Origin of the sequence: Pedobacter foliorum, assembly GCF_013266735.1 — a bacterium.
In the GTDB taxonomy this organism is placed as follows: domain Bacteria; phylum Bacteroidota; class Bacteroidia; order Sphingobacteriales; family Sphingobacteriaceae; genus Pedobacter; species Pedobacter foliorum.
Genome location: NZ_JABSNU010000005.1, coordinates 1 through 21,719 on the forward strand (window position 1 = coordinate 1; position 21,719 = coordinate 21,719).

Sequence of the window (21,719 nt, forward strand, 5' to 3'; positions counted from 1 at the left end):
ATTACAAATAAGATATGGAAATCAATGATGTTGTTAGGAGAGAAAAATCTCCTAACAACATCATTGATTGATAAAATATGGATAAATAAATTTGGATTTCAACATAGAAGGACCTCGCACAAGCAGGGCTTTCTTTCTCTTGAGAGGTCCTGAAATAAATTCAGGATGACGGTAGTGATCCACGGCTCAAGATGACGGTAGTGATCCGCTTCAACATTAACAATTACAAGTTACTTTCAATAGCGCCTACTTTTTCTCTATACAAATCAACTGGCCCATCAAGTAAAACAGCAACTACGGTAAGGTCTTTATCAAGCCTGTCAGTTGGAAGAGGGATATAAACTATGCCCGGTACAGCACTCCAATACAATTTATTGTAAATCTGAGGTTCAACCATTGTGCCTTCACCAACAATTCTAATACGACTAATTTTGTTTTTAATTCCTTTTAGTGCAATAGGGCCAGTTGGTTTACCTTCAACAAAAAGATATACAGTTTGTTTATCTGCCGATAATGCACTTAACCCTTGATAATGCCCATCAGGCAATCCTTTTCCTGTTTTGTACAAGCATTCAGCATTTTTTGTAACCCAGTTGTATACTTCTGGCTTAAGTGTTTTTTTACCACTTTCAAAGTTCAAACCATCTACAGCTAAATCGGTATCATTAAATGGGTTAACTCCATTGTGAAGCGAAGTTGCAATATTGTTAATTTGAGACTTGTAATCAGCTTTTTTATCAGCAAGGTCATTAAAGCTTAAAGAAACAGAAGGTTTATTACTTACTTCAACCGGGCTATCAAATTTTAAAGCAATTACGGTAACATCCTGATCCGCTGCGGAAGCAGGGATTTTAATAGAAATGTTTTCGCCTTTGTTTTCAATTGTAACTTTCGAAGCTGAACCTACTATTTTAGCAGAGCTAACCTTCGATTTGATACCGGTTAACAATAAACCAGCATTGTCTGGAGTCCAGTCAGCATATAAGTAAAGTGTTTTTTTATCAGCAGACAATGCAGTTTTTCCAGTAAAATGACCTGCAGGTAAGCCTTCATGCGTTCCATAAATAGCTTCAGCATGTTTCTTAGTCCACCTGCCCAGTCCTTTAAGGATGTTTACCTGTTCAGTAGCAATAGTTCCATCAGCTTTGGGGCCAATATCAAGCAATAAATTACCACCCATGCTAATGCAATCAACCAATGTACGGATAATCATGTTTGGCGATTTATACTTAAAATCATAAGGCTGGTAGCCCCACGAATCATTCATGGTATAGCATAGTTCCCAATACTCACTATTTGGTTTAAGAACTGGAATTCCTTGTTCAGGAGTTTCATAATCGCCATGGTGATTTAGGCGAGAGTTAATAATGATATTCGGATTGTATTTTTTAAGATCTGAAGAGATTTTTCCGGCTTGCCATTCCTCAGCAGAGTGTTCCCAATCGCCATCAAACCAAAGTAAGTCTGGTTTAAAATTTAAGGAAAGCTCATTCATCTGCGTATGTAAATACGTTTGGAATTTATCCCAGCGTTTAGGTTCCTCGCTTAATTTATATTTTTTTCTGTCCCTTGTAAAGCCATCATAGTCAGGATGACTCCAGTCTGGTAAAGAAAAATATATACCGGTTTTAAGACCAGCTTTTTTAACTTCTTTAACAAAAGGAGTAATTACATCTTTTTTTGCAGCACTTTGCTTTAATGTAGTAGTTGCGTCGATAGCCTTAGTATCCCACAGAGACACACCATCATGGTGTTTTGTGGTGATAACAGTGTATTTAGCGCCACTTTCTTTAATCAGTTTAACCCATTCTTCAGGATTGTAATTGGCGGCCGTAAAACCATTCAATTGTTTCATGTAGTTATCATGGTTGATGTAATTGTTGAAAAACGACCATGATTCGGAAATGCCATTTACCGAATAAATGCCCCAATGTATAAATATTCCAAGTTTTGCATTGGCAAACCATTCCATCTTTTGTTTTTTGTCATCAGTCTCCTTGGTACTTAACTGCTGACCATTTACTTTGCTACATAGCGCCACTACAAACAGCAAAAGGGTTATTCTTTTTTTCATTTTATGAATTAGTAATTGTGTTATTTTTGTAAATATGATTTTTGGTAGGAAAGAGGGCTTTTTCCTGTTATTATCTTAAAATGTTTGTGGAAACTGGCAAAATTATGGAAGCCACTTTCATAGCAAATCTGTTTAACGTTCATGCTGTCTTCAATTAATAGTTTGCAGGCATGGCCAACCCTTATTTCGCTTATAAATTGGGTATAAGTTTTACGGGTTCTCGATTTAAAGTATCTGCAAAAAGAATTAGGACTGATGTTGGCAACTGCTGCCATTTCCTCCATTTGAATTTTTCTTTTAAAGTTTGCCAGCGAGTAATTGTAAATCGCATTAATTCGGTCGTTTTCAGTTTCCTCAAAATCATGACGAAACCCAATTGAAGAGAGTAGGCTGCTCTGCGAGTGGTTTTCGATAGCCAGTAATGCCTCTACAAGTAAAATAATTCTTTTTGGGCCTTCAGATAGGAGTATAGATTCAATAAGTTCACCAATCAGTTTTTTACTTTTATCCTGAACCTGAACACCTCTCTGAGCGCGTTCTAATAATAGTTTGATGGATTTATTTTCAGGTAAGTTTAAAAACGAATTACCCCAAAAGTTCTCGCAAAAGTGTACCACAACCACATCAGCATTGCTTTTTTCGTCATTAAAGTAGTTGTCATCAAATCGCCAGTAATGAGGTAGGTGAGCACCAACAAGTACTACATCGCCAGATCTAAATCGTTTAATGCTATCGCCAATAAACTGAGTACCATTACCTTTTTTAAAATAAATCAGTTCAACCTCAGCATGGTAATGCCAGCGGTTGTTAATGTAGGGTACATTGTCTCTTCGCGCGCTAAATGAATTTACAGGATTGTTAGCAACTTTAAGCAATTGAGGTTTCATCTTCGTGTCTAGGTTTAGTTGTCAGATGTAGGTCACTTAACTCTGTTTTTTCAGAAAAAACAAAGCCAAGATTCGGTTCATTTGATTTGGTTAGGTTTCAATATATAAAAGTATAAAAATCTTTTATAATTACATATAATGTTGAATAAATGCTTTTATCTTGTAAAAATCGCTTAATATTTGGTGTTTTTTTACCTAAACGGAAATCACGCAAACGTTTGATAATGGCTTTAAAGCCCGTTAATTATTTATTAATTCATCACATTTGTAATTGGCTATATATTGATTTAGAAAAATAAAACAGAATGATTTTTCGTTTGTTATACTAAGTCGTGTAATTAAAAATAGAATGACAGAATTATCCCCAATTATAGAGCGTAAATCAAAGAGTATACTAATTATTGAAAACGATGAAGGATTAGTAGAATTGTTAGAAGAATTATTTAATTACGAAGGTTACCAAGTTCGTTGTTATAAAGAGGCCGTGGATATTTCTTCCCTAATGGAAGATTTTACACCGGACATTGTGCTGATAGATTATTTATTGCCTGGAATTAATGGAGGCGAATTATGCGCCCAATTAAAACGTGAGCCATCTACAAAACACATTCCGGTAATTATATTTTCTGCTTATTCGCAAGTCCTGCTGTCATTAGGTAGTTATGGCTGTAATGCATTTATATCTAAACCTTTTGAATTGTCTTCGTTGTTAGATCAAATTAATAAATGTTTAGAAAACCCACTTAAAGTGTTTACAGGAGTGGGATTCGAAAAGAGAGCCGCTGCGACAGAGAAAGTAAATGGATAAATAACCATGAATGCAATTGGTTACATAAGGGTTTCGCCATATTTAGATTCAGTAATAGCACAGGAAATTGCTATTAAGGATTTTTGCGATAAAAAAGGGCTAAATCTATTAATCGTATTTAAAGATACAGGAGAGTATAACGAAGATATGGAACGCGAAAGCTGGTTGGCTTTAGAAGAATATGTAAGATACAATACAGAAAATGTTCATTTTTTATTATTCGTATTGCCTGCCAAAATTACCCGGTTCAATAAGATGATAGATCATATTCAGGATCATTTTAAACAGCAGTATGGCGTAATGTTGCTAGCAGTTTTATAGCGTATCCAGATGTTTGCTGATTGCTGCGCCTAACTCATCAACCTGTTTGTGGGTTAATGAGCCCCATATTTGTTCCCATTTTTCGTCTTTTCTAATCTGTGCTTCTTTGCCTTCTACTTTGCATATATAGTAAGGTATGCCATCAGTAGTTTCGGCGTGCCTTATTTCAACTTCAGTTTCTTTTAATTCGTTGTTATGAACTATAACAGTGAACTTAATGTCTTCAGATGCTTCCATGATTCTGTTATTTAGTTTCGTTGCTTTATATAACAACTGATGGGAGGTAAAGTTTAGTGAATAAAAAAGATACACTATCAAAATTTTTAAGATGCTTATATTTGAGTGAACACAAATGTTCATTTTTGGAAAATGATAAAAGGATTAGCGAAATTGTCTTCATTAGGAATTTGGGTTTGGATGGTTTTAACACCAGCCATTGTTAATGCTCAGCTAAAGAAGAGCACCCCTTCTAAACCTAATATCATCTTCATTTTAACAGACGACCTTGGCTATGGCGATCTGGGTGTGTTTTTTCAGAACCAGCGAAGAGAAAAAGCAGATCCAAAACTTCCCTTTCAGTTTACCCCAAATCTAGATAAAATGGCCGCCAGTGGGGCTCAGTTAACTAATCAGTACTGTAATGCTCCGGTATGTGCACCCTCAAGGGCATCTCTTTTAACTGGCCTTAATCAAGGAAATGCAAAAGTAAGAGACAATCAATTCGACAAGCAAATAGAAAATAATCACACCATTGCTACTGTATTAAAAACAGCGGGCTATGCCACCTCTGTTATTGGGAAATGGGGTTTGCAAGGCGAAACCAAAGATGAGCCCAACTGGCCTGCACATCCTCAGAAAAGAGGTTTCGATGATTTCTTTGGCTATATGCGTCATGCCGACGGTCATGAACATTATCCTTATGAGGGAGTTTACCGAGGTAAAAAGGAAGTGTGGGATAATTATAAGAATGTAGCCGATAGTCTAAGTAAATGTTATACTACTGATTTGTGGACTGCCAGGGCTAAAAAGTGGATAGTAGATCATGAAATTTCTAAAGGTGCAGATAAACCTTTCTTTATGTTTCTTGCTTATGATTCTCCCCATGCTGTTTTGGAATTGCCAACGCAAGCATATCCAGAAGGTAAAGGCTTAAAAGGCGGAATACAATGGCTTGGTACTCCCGGAAATATGATAAATACGGCATCCGGTAAGGTAGATTCTTTTGTGCATCCTGATTACCAAAATGCAACTTACGATGATGGAAAAGTGAAAAACGCCCCATGGCCTGATACTTTTAAGCGATATGCTACTGCTACCAGAAGAATAGATGATGCGGTAGGCGATATTTTACAACTTTTAGAGGACTTGAAGATTTCGGAAAATACTATAGTTGTGTTTACTTCTGATAATGGGCCATCAATTGAAGCCTATTTGCCAGCAGAATACGTACCAAATACTCCTCAGTTTTTTGCAAGTTATGGCCCATTTGATGGAATAAAGCGAGATGTATGGGAGGGAGGCTTAAGAATGCCTACTCTAGTAACCTGGGCGCAGCATATTCCGGCCGGAAAAGTTGTAGTATCACCGAGTATGTTATCGGATTGGCTACCTACTTTTGCTGATGTTGCCGGGGTAAGCGCACCTGCCAGAACGGATGGGGTTTCTTTGGTTCCATCTTTAACAGGTAAGGGCACCCAGGCCGAAAGTTTAATTTATTCTGAGTATTCTGAAGGGGGTAAAACTCCCGATTTTAAAGAATTTGAAGCCAGCAGGCGAGGTAGAAAAAGAGGACAGATGCAAATGATCCGTCTTGGAGATTTTGTTGGGGTGCGTTATGATATTAAATCGGCAGATGATGATTTCGAAATTTATGATATTGTAAGCGATCCAAAGCAAACTACCAATCTTGCAGCAGTGCCTTCGTGCGAAGGCCTACAGGCTCAAATGAAAGCGAAATCATTGCAGGTTAGAAAAGCAGATCTGGAAGCTCCAAGGCCTTATGATAAAGCACAAATCCCTTCTGTTGAGCTTTTAGATAAAACAATTCCGGGTCTTTCATGGAAGTTTTTTAAAGGTGATTTTCCATATGTTGTTTCAGAAACCGGTCTAGTTGAAAGTTCAAGTGGGGTTAGCAAACATCTTGGCGAAGAAATGCCCAAATCAAGACCTGGGATGACTTTGTATGAAGGTTATATAAAAGTAGCTACTGATGGCGAGTATAGTTTTTCTTTGCAGGCAAGCGGTAAAGCATATATGCGAATGCATGAAGCTGAATTGATTGATGCCGATTTTGGTTATCAGTCCGTTAGTCAGGAAACTCAACGTGTTTATCTTAAAGCAGGATATCATCCTGTAAAAATTTATTACCTGAGAGAAGCTGGTAAGCAACCAATACTTTCATTAAAGATGAGGTATGGAGGGACTGATTGGAAACCTTTAAAATCGACAGATTTTTATCACACAAAATAAATACGACTAAATTTGTAGTATTCATTGAGAATAATTACTTTTATAGTGAGAGCGTTAATTTTAGGGAGTAGGCCGAAAGGCTTATTCCCTTCTTTTTTATCCGCAAAATTCTAGCCCCTTAAAATTAAATTCATTTCTCATGTTTTGCTGTGTACCCGGTCGGTACCGACTGTATACTGGCTCGGGAATAATGAGGCTTTTCTGAGGGGTTTCTCAGGCTCTTCTCAGGCCAACGTGAGGTAAATCGCCTGAGTTGTCCCTGCCTTTGGCCTCGTTGATGCCTGGGTAATTTGCCCGAGGAATTGGGGCGAAGTTGCAGTCAATTGCAGAAAAAGCAGGTCGGTTTTTCTGTTAGAGGAAGAATTGAAGAAATAAATTTGCATTAGTTTTTGTTACGCAATTTCGTCTTGCAAGAATCTGTAATACAGTTGTTAATGCTGTTTTTTTGGGTTGCGAAATTATCGAGAAACAGCTCTAAAACGATTTAAATAAAGAAGTGTTTTTTGTGCTAATTAAATATATTTCAAAATTAATATGTTTAAACTTTCATTTATTCAAAAAGATAATTACATTTGAGCTTACCCTTTCGGGGGTATGTTTTTCATAGGTAGATGTAGGGTCGAAAATTAATTTTTCGGCCCTTTTTTGTTATCTAAGGTTCCGTATCTTTATCCGAGCTATGAGGAAGAAGAAAATTATTGTCGCAATTACCGGAGCCAGTGGATCTATTTATGCTAAATTGTTGTTAGATAGTTTGTTGAAATTATCAGACCAAATTGAGAAAGTAGGTGTGGTAATGTCTGATAATGCCAAGGAGGTATGGCGCTTTGAGCTTCAAAACCAGGACTACGACAATTATCCCTTTACTTTTTATCCTAAAATGGATTTTAATGCTCCGTTTGCATCTGGCTCAGCTAAATTTGATACCATGATTATTATTCCGTGTTCAATGGGTACATTGGGTAGGATTGCACATGGGATTTCTAATGATTTGATTTCAAGAGCTGCAGATGTAGTGCTAAAAGAACGCAGAAAATTAATAGCAGTGGTTAGAGATACACCTTTTAGCCTTATCCATATCAATAACATGAAAACGGTAACTGAAGCCGGGGGTATTATTTGCCCTGCCAGTCCTTCTTTTTATTCGTTACCAAAAACTATCGAAGAGGTTGCGCAGACGGTTGTTAGCCGTGTAATTGATCTTGCAGGGTTAGAGCAAGATAGTTATCGGTGGAATGAATCGTAATTTCATTTAAAACCTTATCTTTGCAGGCTTATTGGGATATCGAATACTGAATGAAGAAGGTTGCATTTTATACACTAGGTTGTAAGTTGAATTTCTCTGAAACTTCAACAATTGGCAGGTTATTTACCGATGCAGGATATGCTGTGGTAGAATTTACAGAGGGGGCAGATGTGTATGTAATTAATACCTGTTCTGTTACTGAACACGCAGATAAAAAATGCCGTAAGGTAGTTAAAGAAGCATTAAAATATTCTCCTAACGCATACGTAACCATAGTTGGATGCTATGCTCAATTAAAGCCTGTTGAAATTGCCGAAATTGAAGGTGTGGATATGGTGCTTGGTGCGGCAGAAAAGTTTCGTATAGTAGAGTATATCTCTGATCTTACTAAGCAACCTAAAGCTGTTATTCATCAGCAAAATATCGAAAAAGTAAACCATAACTTTATTGCAGCTTATTCAATTGGCGATAGAACGCGTACTTTCTTAAAAGTACAAGACGGTTGTGATTATCCATGTACTTATTGCACTATACCTTTAGCACGTGGTGGCAGCAGAAGCGATACCATAGAAAATGTGGTAAACCGTGCTACGCAAATAGCAGAAAGCGGTGTTAAAGAAATTGTACTAACCGGTGTAAACCTTGGTGATTTTGGTATAAGAAATGGAGAACGTGAAGATAAATTCTTTGATCTGGTAAAAGCACTTGATGAGGTTGAGGGGATAGAGAGGATAAGAATTTCATCAATAGAACCAAACTTATTGAGCAACGAAATCATTGAATTTGTAGCAACATCAAAAAGATTTGTACCTCATTTTCATATTCCACTACAATCGGGTTCTAATAAAATATTAGGCTTAATGCGCAGACGTTACCAAAGAGAATTGTACACTGAGCGCGTTGCTACAATTAAAGCATTAATACCAAATTGCTGTATCGGAGTTGATGTGATTGTTGGATTCCCTGGTGAAACACACGAAGACTTTTTAGATACTTACCAGTTCTTAAATGAACTTGATATATCGTATTTACACGTATTTACTTATTCTGAACGTGAGCAAACAGCTGCAGCCGAAATGAAAGGTGTTGTTGCCGGAAGTGCCCGTGCTGATAGAAGCAAAATGCTACACATTTTGTCTGATAAAAAGAGAAGAGCCTTTTACCAATCGCAGATTGGAACTGTAGGCGAAGTACTTTTTGAGGACGATCAGAAGAATGGTTTTATGCATGGTTTTACCAAAAACTATGTAAAAGTTAAAGCTAAATACGACCCGGTAATGGTAAATGAAATCAAAACCGTTAAACTTGTTGAGCTTACAGCTGATGGTGAGGTAGAAGTTGCGGAAACACAAGAAGTTTTAGCGCATTAATCCTATATTCGCATAAAACTTTTTTATACGTATGTTTCCTACTGTATCTCATTTTTTAGAATATCTTCTCGGTATACAAGTCCCTTTACCATTTAATACATTTGGTGTTTTTGTCGCACTGGCTTTTATTGCAGGTTACTGGGCTTTTACTCAGGAGTTTAAACGTAAAGAAGCATTAGGTATTCTTCATCCGATAAAAAAAACAATAACTGTTGGTAAACCTGCTACTACAATTGAACTGGTTTATAATGGAATATTTGGTTTCCTGATAGGCTATAAATTGGTTTACGCGCTTTTAAATTATCAACTTTTTGTGAGTGATGCTCAAACGGTACTACTTTCATTAAAAGGTAATATACTTGGAGGTTTGTTTTTTGCCGGCCTGTTTGCGTATTGGGATTATAAAGAGAAAAATGCTCATAAATTACCAAAACCAAAAACTGTTGAAGTAGTACAACACCCTTACGAATTAATGGGTTCATTGATAGTTTGGGCTGCTGTATGGGGATTCCTTGGGGCAAAGATATTTGACAACCTTGAGCATTGGGATACTTTTGTAAAAGATCCGATTGGTAGTTTATTGTCGTTTAGTGGTTTAACGTTTTACGGTGGACTGATTTGCGGTGGTGCTGCGGTTTTATATATCGCAAGGAAAAACAACATTAAAGTATTACATATGCTTGATATTGGCGGACCGGGTATGATGCTTGCGTATAGCGTAGGCAGAATTGGTTGCCATATGTCGGGAGATGGAGATTGGGGTATCCCTAATTTAAATCCTAAGCCACTTTCATGGCTTCCAGACTGGTTATGGGCTTATACTTATCCAAATAACGTTGCTAACGAAGGAAATCCAATTGCAGGTTGTGTAGGTAGGTTCTGTAATGAATTGCCTCAACCGGTATATCCAACACCAATATACGAGGTAATAGTATGTTTTATACTGTTCCTAATCTTATGGAAGATTCGTGACCGCATTAAATCTCCCGGAACGATGTTTGGTATATATTTAATGTTAAACGGTCTGGAACGCTTCTTTGTTGAGTTGATCAGGGTAAATACTAAATATAATGTTGCCGGTATACATTTTACCCAAGCTGAATTAATTTCAAGTATCCTGTTTTTGTCGGGTCTAGCACTGGTTTCATATTCTTTGAAAAACAAAGAAAAGCTGGCTAATTATTAAAATCTGTTTCTGAATTGAATTACGAATTAATATGTTCTAAAGTAATTGCTGTTACTCGTTTAACAGGCAATTTTATACGAAAAGAGTCAATGAATTTCGATGCAGCTGCTGTCGAATTTAAAGGCTTAAATGACATGGTTTCTTATGTTGATAAGAGCGCCGAGAAGTTGTTGGTTAGAAATTTATCCAAACTGATTCCGGAAGCAGGCTTCACTACAGAAGAAGAAACGATAAATACTAAGGGGCCTGTGTACAATTGGATTATAGATCCATTAGATGGTACTACTAACTTTATTCATGGTGTACCTACCTATTCTATAAGTATTGCATTGTACGAAGAGGATAAGCCTGTTGTTGGTGTAGTTTACGAGATAAACCGTGGTGAGATGTTTTATACTTACAAAGGCGGCGAAGCTTTCTTAAATAACAAAGCGATTAGGGTTTCTTCCAGACCTACTTTAGCAGATTGTTTACTTGCTACAGGGTTTCCATATTATCAATTTGAAAAACAAGCGCAATACATGAAACTGCTTTCAGAAATGATGCAGAAAAGTCATGGTTTAAGGCGTATAGGTTCAGCTGCGGTTGATTTGGCCTATGTGGCTTGTGGTAGATTTGATGCTTTCTTTGAGTATAATCTAAATGCATGGGATGTTGCTGCCGGAGCTTATCTGGTACAGCAGGCCGGGGGAAATGTAATGAACTTTACAGGAGGTGAGGAGTTCATTGAAACCAGAGAAATTCTGGCTACAAATGCATTGATTGATGGAGAAATACTAGAGGCTATTAAACGAACCTTTAATAGTTAATCAGATAGGTATACACCTCGTCATCCTGAATTTATTTCAGGACCTCGCACTAGCAAGGCTTTCTTTCTCTTGAGAGGTCCTGACCCTGAACTAAATTCAGGATTACAATCGGCTAAAGGCCGAGTATATATTATAACAAAAAAGGCTCTGTATCATCGATACAGAGCCTTTTTTGTTATAATATATAAATCAGCTTACAAAGCTTCAGATACTACTTCTTTTACTTCAGGAACCATACGTTGCAATAGGTTCTGAATTCCAGATTTCAAAGTGATTGTAGATGATGGACATCCGCTGCATGAACCTCTAAGTTCAACAGTTACCACGCCGTCATCAAATGATTTGTAGCTGATTGCACCACCATCCTGTTCAACTGCAGGGCGAACATAATCGTGCAAGATTTGTTGTATTTTAATCTCAAGATCCGTTCCTTCAAAAGTAGGCGTCTCATCAGATGTTTCTTCTTTTATTTTATATTCAGACTCAACCGCTCCTTTAACAAATTCTTTAAGAATCGGTTCGATATCTGGCCATTCAACACCTTCAGTTTTTGTAATTGTAACAAAGTTACTTGCAAAAAACACACCATTAACAAAGTTGAATTTAAACAGTTCCTTTGCAAATGGAGAGTGCTCAGCACTTTCTTTAGTTGCGAAATCTTCACTGCCATTGATCAATAACTTATTGACCATGAATTTCATTGTAGCAGGGTTCGGAGTTTGTTCAGTATATACGTTGATAGTCATTGTCTTCTTTTTTTCTACAAAAATAAATAATTCGCCGATGCAATTTCAGGTATCGATGTCTGTTTTAGGTCATTATATCTAAAACACGCCTGTGTAGTTAAAAGGAGTAATTTTCTTTAGCTCCTGTTTAATCTGATCACTTACCGCTAATCCATCAATGAAGTCGGCCATAGTTGTAGCTGTAATCTTCTGATTGGTACGTGTAAGGTCTTTAAGTGCCTCATATGGATTCGGATAAGCCTCTCTTCTAAGAACAGTCTGTATAGCCTCTGCTACAACAGCCCAGTTGTTTTCAAGATCAGCTTCGATAGCATCATTATTTAGTAATAATTTATTTAAACCTCTTAAAGTAGATGCCATAGCAATGTTAGTGTGAGCCAAAGGAACACCTACATTTCTAAGTACAGTCGAATCTGTAAGATCTCTTTGTAAACGAGAAATTGGCAATTTAGCAGCAAAGAATTCAAATAAAGCATTTGCGATACCGGCATTACCTTCAGCGTTTTCAAAATCAATAGGGTTTACTTTATGAGGCATTGCAGAAGAACCAACTTCACCTTCTTTAATTTTTTGCTTAAAGTAGTTTTTAGAAATGTAGGCCCAAATATCTCTGTCGAGATCAATAATGATGTTGTTAATTCTTTTTAAAGCATCACATTGCGCCGCAAACTGATCATAATGTTCAATTTGAGTGGTGTATTGAGGACGAGTAAGACCTAATATTTCGTTTACAAAGTTATTAGAGAAATCTACCCAGTTTACATTAGGGTAAGCAATGTGGTGTGCATTAAAGTTTCCTGTTGCACCGCCAAATTTTGCGCTGTTAGGAATGTTCTTTAAAGCGTTTAATTGAATCTCTAAACGTTCTGCAAATACCATAAACTCTTTACCTAGTTTAGTAGGAGAGGCAGGTTGGCCATGCGTATGTGCAAGTAAAGGCACATCTTTCCATTCGGTAGCCAGGCTTTTTATTTTAGCTATTAATTCTGCAATTTGAGGATAGTAAACCTCGTTTAGCGCAAGTTTAATAGTATATGGTATCGCGGTGTTGTTAATATCCTGAGATGTTAACCCGAAATGGATAAATTCTTTATAAGCTTCAAGACCTAATTGATCAAATTGTTTCTTTATAAAATATTCAACCGCTTTAACGTCGTGATTAGTGATTTTTTCAGTGTCTTTAATTTCCTGAGCATGAGTATCGTTGAACTGCTCATGAATTAGGCGTAATTTACTATAAATAGATTTATCGAATTCTTTTAAACCAGGCAGGCCAGTTTCGCAAAGTGCTATAAAGTATTCGATTTCTACAAATACTCTGTATTTTATTAAAGCTGACTCTGAAAAATATTTAGAAAGGCTTTGTGTAGTGTTTCTATAACGACCATCAACTGGAGAAATAGCTTGAAGAGGAGATAAATTCATGAATTTGACTTATTTTACAAGCGCAAATGTAGCATTTATTAGCCTTTTAATGAAGTAAGGTTGCTGAAAAGCAAAAGTTTGGACAAGAAAAAAGGCTTTGGAAATATCCAAAGCCTTTTTTATAAGTTGCTTTTTGACTAGTGTTTAGCAGCTGAATCAACAGGAGCAGTAACAGCTGCAGCTGAATCTTTCTTAGCAGTATCAACAACAGTAGTATCAACAGTTGCAACAGCTGAAGAATCAACTACTGAAGTGTCAGTAGTATCTGCTTTTTTCTCAGAGTTACAAGCTGCTACTGATAAAGAGATTGCTAAAGCTAAAAAGCCAAATTTAAATGCGTTTTTCATTCTAATTCTATTTTAAATAATTAATTAATTTTACAGATTAATACAGTAAAGTCTAAAAGGTAACCCACCTAATTAAAAAAAAATAAAAAATATTTTAATGGCGGGTTACTGGGTTACTCTTTATAGTATTGCCGTATTAAAGGAAGAAATAAAAAAAGTAATTTTTTTTGTTATCATTGGGTTACCATTCACGTTTAAATGTATTAATTGGTGAGTAATAAGTTAAGCAGTTCAGTTCCAACAGATAGAGAGGTAGTTTTAGGGGTCTTAAATAACTCAGAAGAAGCGCTAAATAAATTGTATACGGGGTATTTTCCGATGATTTTGCAGTTTATTTTAAATAATAACGGTGATGAAGATGATGCGAAAGATGTGTATCAGGAAGGCATAATTGTTTTATATAATAAAATTAAAAGCGGAGATTTCGAGTTAAGCAGCAAACTAAAAACATATATATACTCAGTTTGCAGACGTATTTGGTTAAAGAAACTTGCCCAGCAAAGCAAGAAAACAAATAACATCTCTGACTTTGAGGATGTGATAGCGATAGATGAGGATGTTGAACAGCACGAAGAGAAGGATAGGCAGTTTGATAAAATGCAAGAAGCACTCCTTCACCTAGGTGAACCCTGCAAAACCATTATTCAGGACTTTTATATTAACAACCTTTCCATGCAGGAAATTTGTGAAAAGTTTGGGTATACAAATACCGATAACGCTAAAACACAAAAGTATAAATGCTTGCAAAGGTTAAAGAAATTATTTTTTCAATCGTGATATGAGGAACGAAATAGAGTTAGAGGGTATAATTGAAGATTACCTAAATGGTAAACTTTCTGAAGCAGAAGCTACCGCTTTTGAGCAATTGCGCTTAAATGATCCAACTGTTGATCATAAAGTTGTTGCACATAAGGTTTTTCTGGATTCATTGAAAGATTATGCTTCAAATCTTGATTTGAAAAACAAGATGGATCATGCACATGATCAGATCGATGTTGATGCATTGAGTAAAAAGCTTGGGCCCCACCCTTCGTTTATTGTTAATCTGTGGCGCAAAAATAAATCAGCGATCGCCGTGGCTGCCTCTTTTATATTGTTAACAGTTGTTACTATTTACTCTATACAACAAACTACAGAGCAGACAGGAAGCTACAAGCAGATGAGCGCAGAGCTTAGTAAACTTAAAAGTTCTACTAGTAACTTAATAAGAGAAGTAAAATCAAGTCAGACCACTAAGGCTGCAGTGAAACCTGTTAAATTTGGTGGAACTGGTTTTGCTATTTCATCTAATGGTTATATTTTAACTAGTTACCATGTAATTGAAAAATCTGATAGTATTTATGTGCAGAACAGTAAAGGTGACATGTATAAGGTAGATATTACCTATAAAGATCCTACAAATGACATTGCCATTCTTAAAATTATAGATAAAAACTTCTCATTGGCCTCTTTACCTTATTCATTGAAAAAAGGAAGAGTTGGAATGGGAGAGTCTGTTTATACCCTTGGTTATCCTAAAGATGATATCGTATTTGGAAAAGGTTATTTAAGTTCACAAAGTGGTTTTAATGGTGATACTTTAGCTTACCAGGTTTCTCTTGATGTTAATCCGGGTAATAGCGGAGGTCCATTATTAGATAACAACGGGAATATCATTGGTATAATCAATGCTAAAGAAAGCTATACAGATGGAGCAACATTTGCCGTAAAAGCTAAGTTTCTTCAGGAAGCATTAAGCTCAATCCCTCAGGATTCTGTTGTTGGAAAGATATCTTCAGTTAGAAAAAGCCAATTGTATAAATTAGAGCCATCAAAACAACTTTCTAAGGTTCAAGAATATGTTTTCATGGTAAAAGGTTATAATTAATAGGTAAGAGATAGTTAACGCATCTAATAAAGGGTTTGTATCATTGATACAGACCTTTTGTATTTATATAGCCGTCATCCTGATATCCCCTTGTATTGGCTAGATTTTATTTACAAGCTATCAGGTTTAAATCCAATTCGTATTCTTGGAGGATTTGGATTTTCATGCCTTTCAAGTAACTCATCGAGATAACGAAATACGATTTCCATGTTTTTATCCTGATTGTCTAGTTTGTTCTTGATTTTCTCGATCTCTAATCGGATTTCTGTATTGTCTGCTAGCATATGGCGTATACGGGTAAATATCCTCATGATTTGAATGTTTACTGCTATAGCTCTGTCACTGTTAAGTATACCGGACAACATAGCCACTCCCTGTTCCGTGAAAACGTAAGGAGATTTTCGTGTTCCGCCCCAACTTGATGTTCCATTTTGGAACATCAAGTTTTTAAACTCATCATCTGTTAATTGAAACATAAAATCTTCATCAGGAAAACGTTTTAAATTTCTGCTAACTGCTTTATTTAGATTACGTGTCTGTACCTCATATAATTCTGCAAGATCTTTGTCAATCATCACTTTCATCCCTCTGATGTGATATATTTTATTCATTACTAATTCATCAGGAACTAATAGCTCATTAGTTTTTTTACTCATGTAGCTCAATTATTTAAATAATAAACTTGATATTTAACAAGGTCAAATCTATATCCAAATATTGCACAAGTGTTAATTTCTTTTAAGGAATATTTCACCTCACAGCCTCCTTGCGTTTTTAATTCGACGAGGATTGCAAATAAATTATGCCCTGAAAATAAAGTAAACCGCTCCAATCAGTAAGCTAAACCCAATTAGATGATTGTAATTTAAACTCACATTTTTAAATACCAAGCTTGAGAAAATAACAAAAACAATTAGTGTAATTACCTCCTGTAGCACTTTCAATTGCATAAGCGAAAAAGGACCTCCCAGTTCAGATGAACCAATACGATTTGCAGGTACTTGAAAGCAGTATTCAAAAAATGCAATTGCCCAACTCAGTAAGATGATTGTCCACAATGACGAAGAGTAAGCAGAGTTTTTTGGAAAGAACTTTAAATGACCATACCAGGCAAGTGTCATGAAGCTATTAGATAGTATAAGCAGGCCTATGGTATAAAAATATTTCATATCGGTAAGTTGTTGAGTTTTGATTTAAAAATATCGTTATAAAAGTAGTGTTTTATTGAATTTGTGAATAAACATATAGGTATTTAAGCTAATTTTAAATTAATTATAAACTATAGAAAATTACAAAGCCAAAAGGAATTTCTCTACTCTCATGGCATTGTTTTGTATAAAGCTTTAAATATGGATTTCGGAAAGGTAGCAGACAGTCAGATAAAAGATGTAGATTTTACATTGCCACAAGATGGTATACAAACTTCAAAAACATTGGCGAAGGGTAAACCGGCTAAAAACCCTGAGTTTTACGTTGGTTGTGCTAAATGGGGTAGAAAAGAATGGTTGAATATGATCTATCCACCAAAAACTAAAGAGGCTGACTTTCTGGATCAATATGTAAAACACTTTAACTCTATTGAGCTGAATGCCGTTTTTTACAGCATCCCAAATGTAGAACTGATCAAGAAATGGAAGGCTAAGGCTGAAGAGAATTCCAGCAATAGCTTTATTTTCTGTCCTAAGTTTTCGAGAACAATTAGTCATATCAAAAGATTAAAAGATGCAGAAGTGCCTACAGATCTTTTTCTCGCTAGTATTTCTGAGTTTGGCCAGTTTCTAGGTCCATGCTTTTTGCAATTGGGAGATAACTTTACGCCTAAAAGTCTCCCTATTCTAGAAGAATATCTAAAATATTTGCCGACAGATCTAGCTGTTTTTGTAGAGTTAAGGCACGAAGGTTGGTTTTTAGATGAAACAAACAGAAATCAAGTATTTGATATGTTTACTAAACTAAATAAAGGCGCTGTAATAACAGATGCAAGTGGTAGAAGAGACTGTTTACACATGGAATTAACCATCCCCGAAATATTTATTCGCTTTGTGGGTAATGGATCAGCACATCAGGATTCTGATTTTGCACGGATCGACGATTGGGTGGTAAGAATTAAAGAATGGCTAGAAAAAGGACTAGAAAAAGTATATTTCTTTCTGCATCAGCACGATGAAAAGGATACTCCAATTTTGGCCGATTACACGATTAAACAATTCAATAAACACTTGGGAAGTAAGATCCCAAATATTAATTTTATTACAAAAACAGGAGAATTATTTTAAATAGTATACTTAACTTGTAGACATTAATATTTACTTTTAAACATTGTTATTTACTACTAAAATATATAATTATGAGTTTAAGAATAGGGGACGCAGCTCCCAATTTTAAAGCAGAAACATCTATTGGAGATATCGATTTTTATGAATTCCTAGGAGATAGCTGGGGAGTTTTATTTTCTCACCCTGCAGATTATACTCCGGTATGTACCACAGAACTTGGTCGCACTGCATCTTTAAAAGGAGAATTCGAAAAAAGAAATGTTAAAGTATTGGCGCTTAGCGTTGATTCTGCTGAGTCTCATAAAGGCTGGATTAAAGACATCAATGAAACTCAAAATACAAATGTAGAGTTTCCTATTATAGCTGATGAGGACAAGAAAATTGCGGATTTATATGATATGATTCATCCGAATGCTTCTGAAACCTTAACCGTGCGTTCATTGTTCGTAATCTCTCCTGATAAAAAAGTTAAATTGATGTTGACTTACCCTGCATCTACAGGTCGTAACTTTAACGAAGTGTTGAGAGTTATCGATTCATTGCAACTTACCGCTAATTACAGCGTTGCAACACCTGCTGATTGGGAAGATGGACAAGATGTTGTGGTAATGAACAGCATTAAAACGGAAGACATTCCTGCAAGATTCCCTAAAGGACATAAAGTGATTAAACCTTATTTAAGAACTACACCTCAACCTAACAAATAAGGGTGGTTTGATAAATCGTTAAACAACAAAAGGGGCTTTAAGCCCCTTTTGTCATATTAACTAAATTTCGCTTGCAGCTCTTCAAACTTTTTAGCGATTTTATCACTCAAGTCAGTTTGCTTATAACCAGCCGAAATCCTGTGAAGATTATTTAAAACATACATCCCCAACTGAATATCCCTAGTATAAGAATTATAGCGTTCAGGTTCTAAAGAAGAAATGTAGGTTAGTTCTTTGTCCAAAAATTCAAGCGTTTCAGCTGTCAATGCATTAGCAGCTTTAGTTTCACTTAAAGCATACATATTCTGTATGGTTTGATACCTGTTTATGGTATCATCAATTGAATAGTTTTTCAAAGGAATATCTTTGATGCTCTTTGTTAAAAGTTTATGTGCCTGAGTCGTTTTGCCTTCCATAAAGAGGTTGGTTGTAAGCGAGTTTGATATACTCCATGTACCCTGAGCAACCCTTCTGCTTTCAGGATCCATGTATTTGGCAGTTTTAAAACCTTTCAAATCAAATCGGTTCATTATGTTATCATACATGGCGTCGCTATTGGTTTTCTCCATTTTATCGCGGGTATCTTTAGGATCCGTTTTAAAAGGAAGCAAACGAAGTGCATAGCCCTCAAGGTATAAGTATTTACCTAGCCCAACATAAGTATCCTCAGATACATTAGACTCAAAATATATTGGCCTTTCCCAATTGTTATTTGCAAGGATATCCAACAAGGCCAGATCAGATTTAAGCATGATATTCTTGTTGTAGTTCCACTCCATTTGTGGGGTAACTTTGTCTTTATCCTTGGCTGAAATGGTACCGGTTTTTATAAGCTGATCAGTATTTACAGTTAGCTTAAAGTTTTTGGTAGGGATGAAATTCATATAGGTTCCATCCGTTAATTGTAGTTGATCAGCCTTTTCATCGGAAGTTAAAACCGCTATAAGATCTTTTAATTCGACACTGTCTTTAAAGCCGTAATCATTATAGTACATGTAATCTCTAACCCCATTTACATATTTCTCTGTAGGCATTGTAATAGGTAATGGAGCAGATTTACGCAGCTTTAACTTCATCTGATCGATGTAAGCATCATCAGAAAGGTATTGAATGTTTACCACTCTAATGTCCGTACGGATGCCTTCAACCTCCTGAGCATACCACAATGGGAACGTGTCGTTGTCTGCGGTAACAAATAGGATAGCGTTTGGTGCACAAGAGTTCAGGTAATTTTTGGCCCAGTCTAGTGCTGTCGTTTTTCCGGAGCGATCATGATCGCCCCAGCCCTGAAATCCCATAATTGCGGGAGCTGCCAATAAACCAATTAGAGAGGCTACAATAAGGCTTAGTTTAGGCGCATTAAAGCGTGACAACCATTCTCTAATAGCAAATACCCCAAAGCCAATAAAAATGGCGAAGGCATAAAAGGAACCTACATATGCGTAATCTCTTTCTCTAACCTGTCTTGGATCCTGATTTAAATAAACAATAATAGCCAATCCGGTAAACAAGAACAAGGTTGTAATAATTAAAGCGTCATTTCTGTTTCGGCGATATAAAAATAATAGCCCTGCAATACCTAATATTAAAGGTAAACCATAAAATCTGTTAAACCCTTCATTTGCTACAATAGTTGGTGGCAGATTAGTCTGACTTCCCAATCTTGCTGCATCTAATGGTTTAATACCTGATATCCAGTTTCCTTCACTGTAACCTCCCTGGCCCTGGTTATCATTTTGTCGACCAATAAAATTCCAGAAAAAATAGCGCCAGTACATAAAGCCCATCTGATACGAAGCGAAGAACTTTAAATTCTGAGCGAAAGAAGGAGTTTCTCCATCAGCAAGGTTTAGCCATTGCTTGTAAAAGTTGATGTGATCCGGTTTGTCGCTGTATGTTCTTGGGAAGAATAAGTTCTTGTCGTATTCAATGTCTACGCCTTTTCCAGAAACCTCATATTTGTCCTTTCCTTTTCTGTATTTGGTGAAGGTATCCTTTCCGTCAATTTGCTTGGCATCAAAAGTTTGTCCATATAAAAGGGGTGTTTTCTCATAATTTGTACGTCCTAAGTAACCATATAACGCAAAAGCATTATCCGGGTTAGAAAGGTTTAAACTTGGTTTTGCATCTGCCCTTATTAGAATTAAAAAGTAAGAGCTAAAGCCAAAGAGCACAAACGTAAGACATATCATTGCCAGATTAAGATTGTACTTTTTATGTTTAATGGAGTAATAGATGGCGTAAGTAATACTGCCAGCTAAAAGGAACAAAAATGCCATTGCGCCATAGCCAAACCCAAAACCTAGTGTGTTTACAAATAACAAGTCGAACTTAGCAGCAAAAAGCACAAAATATTGGATAATTACAAACTGAACCACTACCCATATAACACCGGCAACACCAATTGCCTTAATGATGCCAAATGTGGTCGGCTTTTCCGTTTTTTTGAAGTAATAAACAAGTACTACTGCCGGGATTGCTAATAAGCTTAATAGGTGAACGCCTATGGATAAGCCAATTACGAAAGCTATAAGCACTAACCAGCGGTCGTCGGTATTCTGTTCCCATTTTAAAATTGCCCAAAATACAAGGGCGGTAAATAACATGGAAAGCGAGTAAACTTCAGCTTCTACTGCCGAGAACCAAAAGGTGTCAGAGAAAGTAAATGCCAATGCACCCACAACACCCGTTGCGATGATGGTAAGCATATCTGCTTTAGTTTTTTCCTGCTTATAAAGTTTACTGGCTATTAATGTGATAGTCCAGTACAGAAACATTACGGTGGCTGCACTGGCAACTACCGAGCTAAAGTTGATCCAGTAAGCGACTTTTGCAGTATTGCCAGCGGCGAGTAACGAGAATAACTTGCCAATCATAAGAAATAGTGGAGCTCCCGGTTGGTGGCCTACCTGTAATTTATCGGCTGCTGTAATGAATTCTCCGCAGTCCCAAAAGCTTACGGTCGGTTCCATAGTGAGCCAGTAGACAACTCCTGCAATAAGGAAAAGCAGAAATCCTACAAGATTGTTGGTTTTTTGGTATAGGTTCATGGTTTGAGGGTAATTTACTTAATAGTAAAAATAAGTAAAACATTGAAAGCTAGGTTTTTTAGGAGTGTTAAAGTATGTTAAAGAATGTTAAAATTGGATATGTTATTAGCATTGGGCATTGAATATATCAG

Annotated in this window: 20 protein-coding genes; 11 read left to right on the forward strand and 9 right to left on the reverse strand. The window is 36.3% G+C overall.

Annotated elements, in window-relative coordinates; genetic code table 11:
• Positions 1-223: 223 nt before the first annotated feature.
• Together HQN83_RS11820 and HQN83_RS11825 are read right to left on the reverse strand one after the other, a co-directional pair.
• A complete protein-coding gene (locus HQN83_RS11820; protein ID WP_173090557.1) occupies positions 224-2,074 on the reverse strand; it encodes an alpha-L-fucosidase in 1,851 nt (616 codons plus the stop codon).
• Positions 2,075-2,094: 20 nt separating this feature from the next.
• Entirely contained in the window at positions 2,095-2,961 is an 867-nt protein-coding gene (locus HQN83_RS11825; protein ID WP_173090558.1) for an AraC family transcriptional regulator, read from the reverse strand.
• Between the two features lie 349 nt (positions 2,962-3,310).
• Here HQN83_RS11825 and HQN83_RS11830 point away from each other — a divergent pair, with 349 nt between their 5' ends.
• Positions 3,311-3,769: a response regulator gene (locus HQN83_RS11830; RefSeq protein WP_173090559.1), complete on the forward strand. Its 459-nt coding sequence runs from the start codon at positions 3,311-3,313 to the stop codon at positions 3,767-3,769.
• A 6-nt stretch (positions 3,770-3,775) separates the two neighbouring features.
• Complete coding sequence (locus HQN83_RS11835) at positions 3,776-4,090, forward strand: recombinase family protein (protein WP_173090560.1); 315 nt, start codon at positions 3,776-3,778, stop codon at positions 4,088-4,090.
• On the opposite strand, the gene HQN83_RS11840 is transcribed toward HQN83_RS11835, so the two are convergent.
• Entirely contained in the window at positions 4,085-4,327 is a 243-nt protein-coding gene (locus HQN83_RS11840; RefSeq protein ID WP_173090561.1) for a hypothetical protein, read from the reverse strand. The genes HQN83_RS11835 and HQN83_RS11840 overlap by 6 nt on opposite strands.
• 132 nt (positions 4,328-4,459) lie before the next feature.
• Here HQN83_RS11840 and HQN83_RS11845 point away from each other — a divergent pair, with 132 nt between their 5' ends.
• The 5 genes from HQN83_RS11845 (at position 4,460) to HQN83_RS11865 (ending at position 11,170) form a co-directional block, all read left to right on the forward strand.
• Positions 4,460-6,559, forward strand: a complete 2,100-nt coding sequence (locus HQN83_RS11845; protein WP_173090562.1) for a sulfatase-like hydrolase/transferase — start codon at positions 4,460-4,462, stop codon at positions 6,557-6,559.
• Positions 6,560-7,238: 679 nt separating this feature from the next.
• Positions 7,239-7,805 carry a UbiX family flavin prenyltransferase gene (locus tag HQN83_RS11850; protein WP_173090563.1) on the forward strand — a complete coding sequence of 189 codons (567 nt, stop codon included), beginning with the start codon at positions 7,239-7,241 and terminating at the stop codon, positions 7,803-7,805.
• 50 nt (positions 7,806-7,855) lie between these two features.
• Complete coding sequence (gene mtaB, locus HQN83_RS11855) at positions 7,856-9,175, forward strand: tRNA (N(6)-L-threonylcarbamoyladenosine(37)-C(2))-methylthiotransferase MtaB (RefSeq protein WP_173090564.1); 1,320 nt, start codon at positions 7,856-7,858, stop codon at positions 9,173-9,175.
• Between the two features lie 31 nt (positions 9,176-9,206).
• Entirely contained in the window at positions 9,207-10,361 is a 1,155-nt protein-coding gene (locus tag HQN83_RS11860) for a prolipoprotein diacylglyceryl transferase (protein WP_173090565.1), read from the forward strand.
• Between the two features lie 14 nt (positions 10,362-10,375).
• Positions 10,376-11,170: an inositol monophosphatase family protein gene (locus tag HQN83_RS11865; RefSeq protein ID WP_173090566.1), complete on the forward strand. Its 795-nt coding sequence runs from the start codon at positions 10,376-10,378 to the stop codon at positions 11,168-11,170.
• Positions 11,171-11,364: 194 nt separating this feature from the next.
• On the opposite strand, the gene HQN83_RS11870 is transcribed toward HQN83_RS11865, so the two are convergent.
• The 3 genes from HQN83_RS11870 to HQN83_RS11880 form a co-directional block, all read right to left on the reverse strand.
• On the reverse strand, positions 11,365-11,916 hold the full coding sequence (locus tag HQN83_RS11870; protein WP_173090567.1) for a NifU family protein: 552 nt from the start codon (positions 11,914-11,916) through the stop codon (positions 11,365-11,367).
• Positions 11,917-11,994: 78 nt separating this feature from the next.
• A complete protein-coding gene (gene purB / locus HQN83_RS11875; RefSeq protein WP_173090568.1) occupies positions 11,995-13,341 on the reverse strand; it encodes an adenylosuccinate lyase in 1,347 nt (448 codons plus the stop codon).
• 137 nt (positions 13,342-13,478) lie between these two features.
• Entirely contained in the window at positions 13,479-13,688 is a 210-nt protein-coding gene (locus HQN83_RS11880) for a hypothetical protein (RefSeq protein WP_173090569.1), read from the reverse strand.
• A gap of 210 nt (positions 13,689-13,898) precedes the next feature.
• Between HQN83_RS11880 and HQN83_RS11885 the strand changes: the two genes are divergently transcribed.
• Both HQN83_RS11885 and HQN83_RS11890 read left to right on the forward strand, forming a co-directional pair.
• Positions 13,899-14,465: an RNA polymerase sigma factor gene (locus tag HQN83_RS11885; protein WP_108205930.1), complete on the forward strand. Its 567-nt coding sequence runs from the start codon at positions 13,899-13,901 to the stop codon at positions 14,463-14,465.
• Position 14,466: 1 nt separating this feature from the next.
• Complete coding sequence (locus HQN83_RS11890; RefSeq protein WP_173090570.1) at positions 14,467-15,555, forward strand: S1 family peptidase; 1,089 nt, start codon at positions 14,467-14,469, stop codon at positions 15,553-15,555.
• 110 nt (positions 15,556-15,665) lie between these two features.
• Here the strand turns inward: HQN83_RS11890 and HQN83_RS11895 are convergent, their stop codons facing one another.
• Both HQN83_RS11895 and HQN83_RS11900 read right to left on the reverse strand, forming a co-directional pair.
• Positions 15,666-16,211, reverse strand: a complete 546-nt coding sequence (locus HQN83_RS11895) for an ORF6N domain-containing protein (protein WP_173090571.1) — start codon at positions 16,209-16,211, stop codon at positions 15,666-15,668.
• A gap of 144 nt (positions 16,212-16,355) precedes the next feature.
• The gene (locus HQN83_RS11900; protein WP_173090572.1) at positions 16,356-16,724 is read right to left on the reverse strand and encodes a DMT family protein; all 369 of its coding nucleotides are present in this window, start codon (positions 16,722-16,724) and stop codon (positions 16,356-16,358) included.
• 180 nt (positions 16,725-16,904) lie between these two features.
• Between HQN83_RS11900 and HQN83_RS11905 the strand changes: the two genes are divergently transcribed.
• Together HQN83_RS11905 and HQN83_RS11910 are read left to right on the forward strand one after the other, a co-directional pair.
• A complete protein-coding gene (locus HQN83_RS11905; RefSeq protein ID WP_173090573.1) occupies positions 16,905-17,831 on the forward strand; it encodes a DUF72 domain-containing protein in 927 nt (308 codons plus the stop codon).
• Between the two features lie 71 nt (positions 17,832-17,902).
• Complete coding sequence (locus tag HQN83_RS11910) at positions 17,903-18,538, forward strand: peroxiredoxin (protein WP_173090574.1); 636 nt, start codon at positions 17,903-17,905, stop codon at positions 18,536-18,538.
• A gap of 56 nt (positions 18,539-18,594) precedes the next feature.
• Here the strand turns inward: HQN83_RS11910 and HQN83_RS11915 are convergent, their stop codons facing one another.
• Positions 18,595-21,588 (reverse strand): glycosyltransferase family 117 protein, encoded by a 2,994-nt coding sequence (locus HQN83_RS11915; protein ID WP_173090575.1) that lies wholly within the window; start codon positions 21,586-21,588, stop codon positions 18,595-18,597.
• Positions 21,589-21,719: the final 131 nt, after the last annotated feature.

Excerpts from the sequence above, each read along its gene's own strand:
- HQN83_RS11915 (WP_173090575.1), bottom strand. The coding sequence starts at position 21,588 with ATGAACCTATACCAAAAAACCAACAATCTTGTAGGATTTCTGCTTTTC.
- HQN83_RS11840 (WP_173090561.1), bottom strand. The coding sequence starts at position 4,327 with ATGGAAGCATCTGAAGACATTAAGTTCACTGTTATAGTTCATAACAAC.
- HQN83_RS11900 (WP_173090572.1), bottom strand. The coding sequence starts at position 16,724 with ATGAAATATTTTTATACCATAGGCCTGCTTATACTATCTAATAGCTTC.
- mtaB (WP_173090564.1), top strand. The coding sequence starts at position 7,856 with ATGAAGAAGGTTGCATTTTATACACTAGGTTGTAAGTTGAATTTCTCT.
- HQN83_RS11835 (WP_173090560.1), top strand. The coding sequence starts at position 3,776 with ATGAATGCAATTGGTTACATAAGGGTTTCGCCATATTTAGATTCAGTA.
- HQN83_RS11850 (WP_173090563.1), top strand. The coding sequence starts at position 7,239 with ATGAGGAAGAAGAAAATTATTGTCGCAATTACCGGAGCCAGTGGATCT.
- purB (WP_173090568.1), bottom strand. The coding sequence starts at position 13,341 with ATGAATTTATCTCCTCTTCAAGCTATTTCTCCAGTTGATGGTCGTTAT.
- HQN83_RS11880 (WP_173090569.1), bottom strand. The coding sequence starts at position 13,688 with ATGAAAAACGCATTTAAATTTGGCTTTTTAGCTTTAGCAATCTCTTTA.
- HQN83_RS11820 (WP_173090557.1), bottom strand. The coding sequence starts at position 2,074 with ATGAAAAAAAGAATAACCCTTTTGCTGTTTGTAGTGGCGCTATGTAGC.
- HQN83_RS11860 (WP_173090565.1), top strand. The coding sequence starts at position 9,207 with ATGTTTCCTACTGTATCTCATTTTTTAGAATATCTTCTCGGTATACAA.
- HQN83_RS11895 (WP_173090571.1), bottom strand. The coding sequence starts at position 16,211 with ATGAGTAAAAAAACTAATGAGCTATTAGTTCCTGATGAATTAGTAATG.
- HQN83_RS11845 (WP_173090562.1), top strand. The coding sequence starts at position 4,460 with ATGATAAAAGGATTAGCGAAATTGTCTTCATTAGGAATTTGGGTTTGG.
- HQN83_RS11905 (WP_173090573.1), top strand. The coding sequence starts at position 16,905 with ATGGATTTCGGAAAGGTAGCAGACAGTCAGATAAAAGATGTAGATTTT.
- HQN83_RS11910 (WP_173090574.1), top strand. The coding sequence starts at position 17,903 with ATGAGTTTAAGAATAGGGGACGCAGCTCCCAATTTTAAAGCAGAAACA.
- HQN83_RS11870 (WP_173090567.1), bottom strand. The coding sequence starts at position 11,916 with ATGACTATCAACGTATATACTGAACAAACTCCGAACCCTGCTACAATG.
- HQN83_RS11830 (WP_173090559.1), top strand. The coding sequence starts at position 3,311 with ATGACAGAATTATCCCCAATTATAGAGCGTAAATCAAAGAGTATACTA.
- HQN83_RS11890 (WP_173090570.1), top strand. The coding sequence starts at position 14,467 with ATGAGGAACGAAATAGAGTTAGAGGGTATAATTGAAGATTACCTAAAT.
- HQN83_RS11825 (WP_173090558.1), bottom strand. The coding sequence starts at position 2,961 with ATGAAACCTCAATTGCTTAAAGTTGCTAACAATCCTGTAAATTCATTT.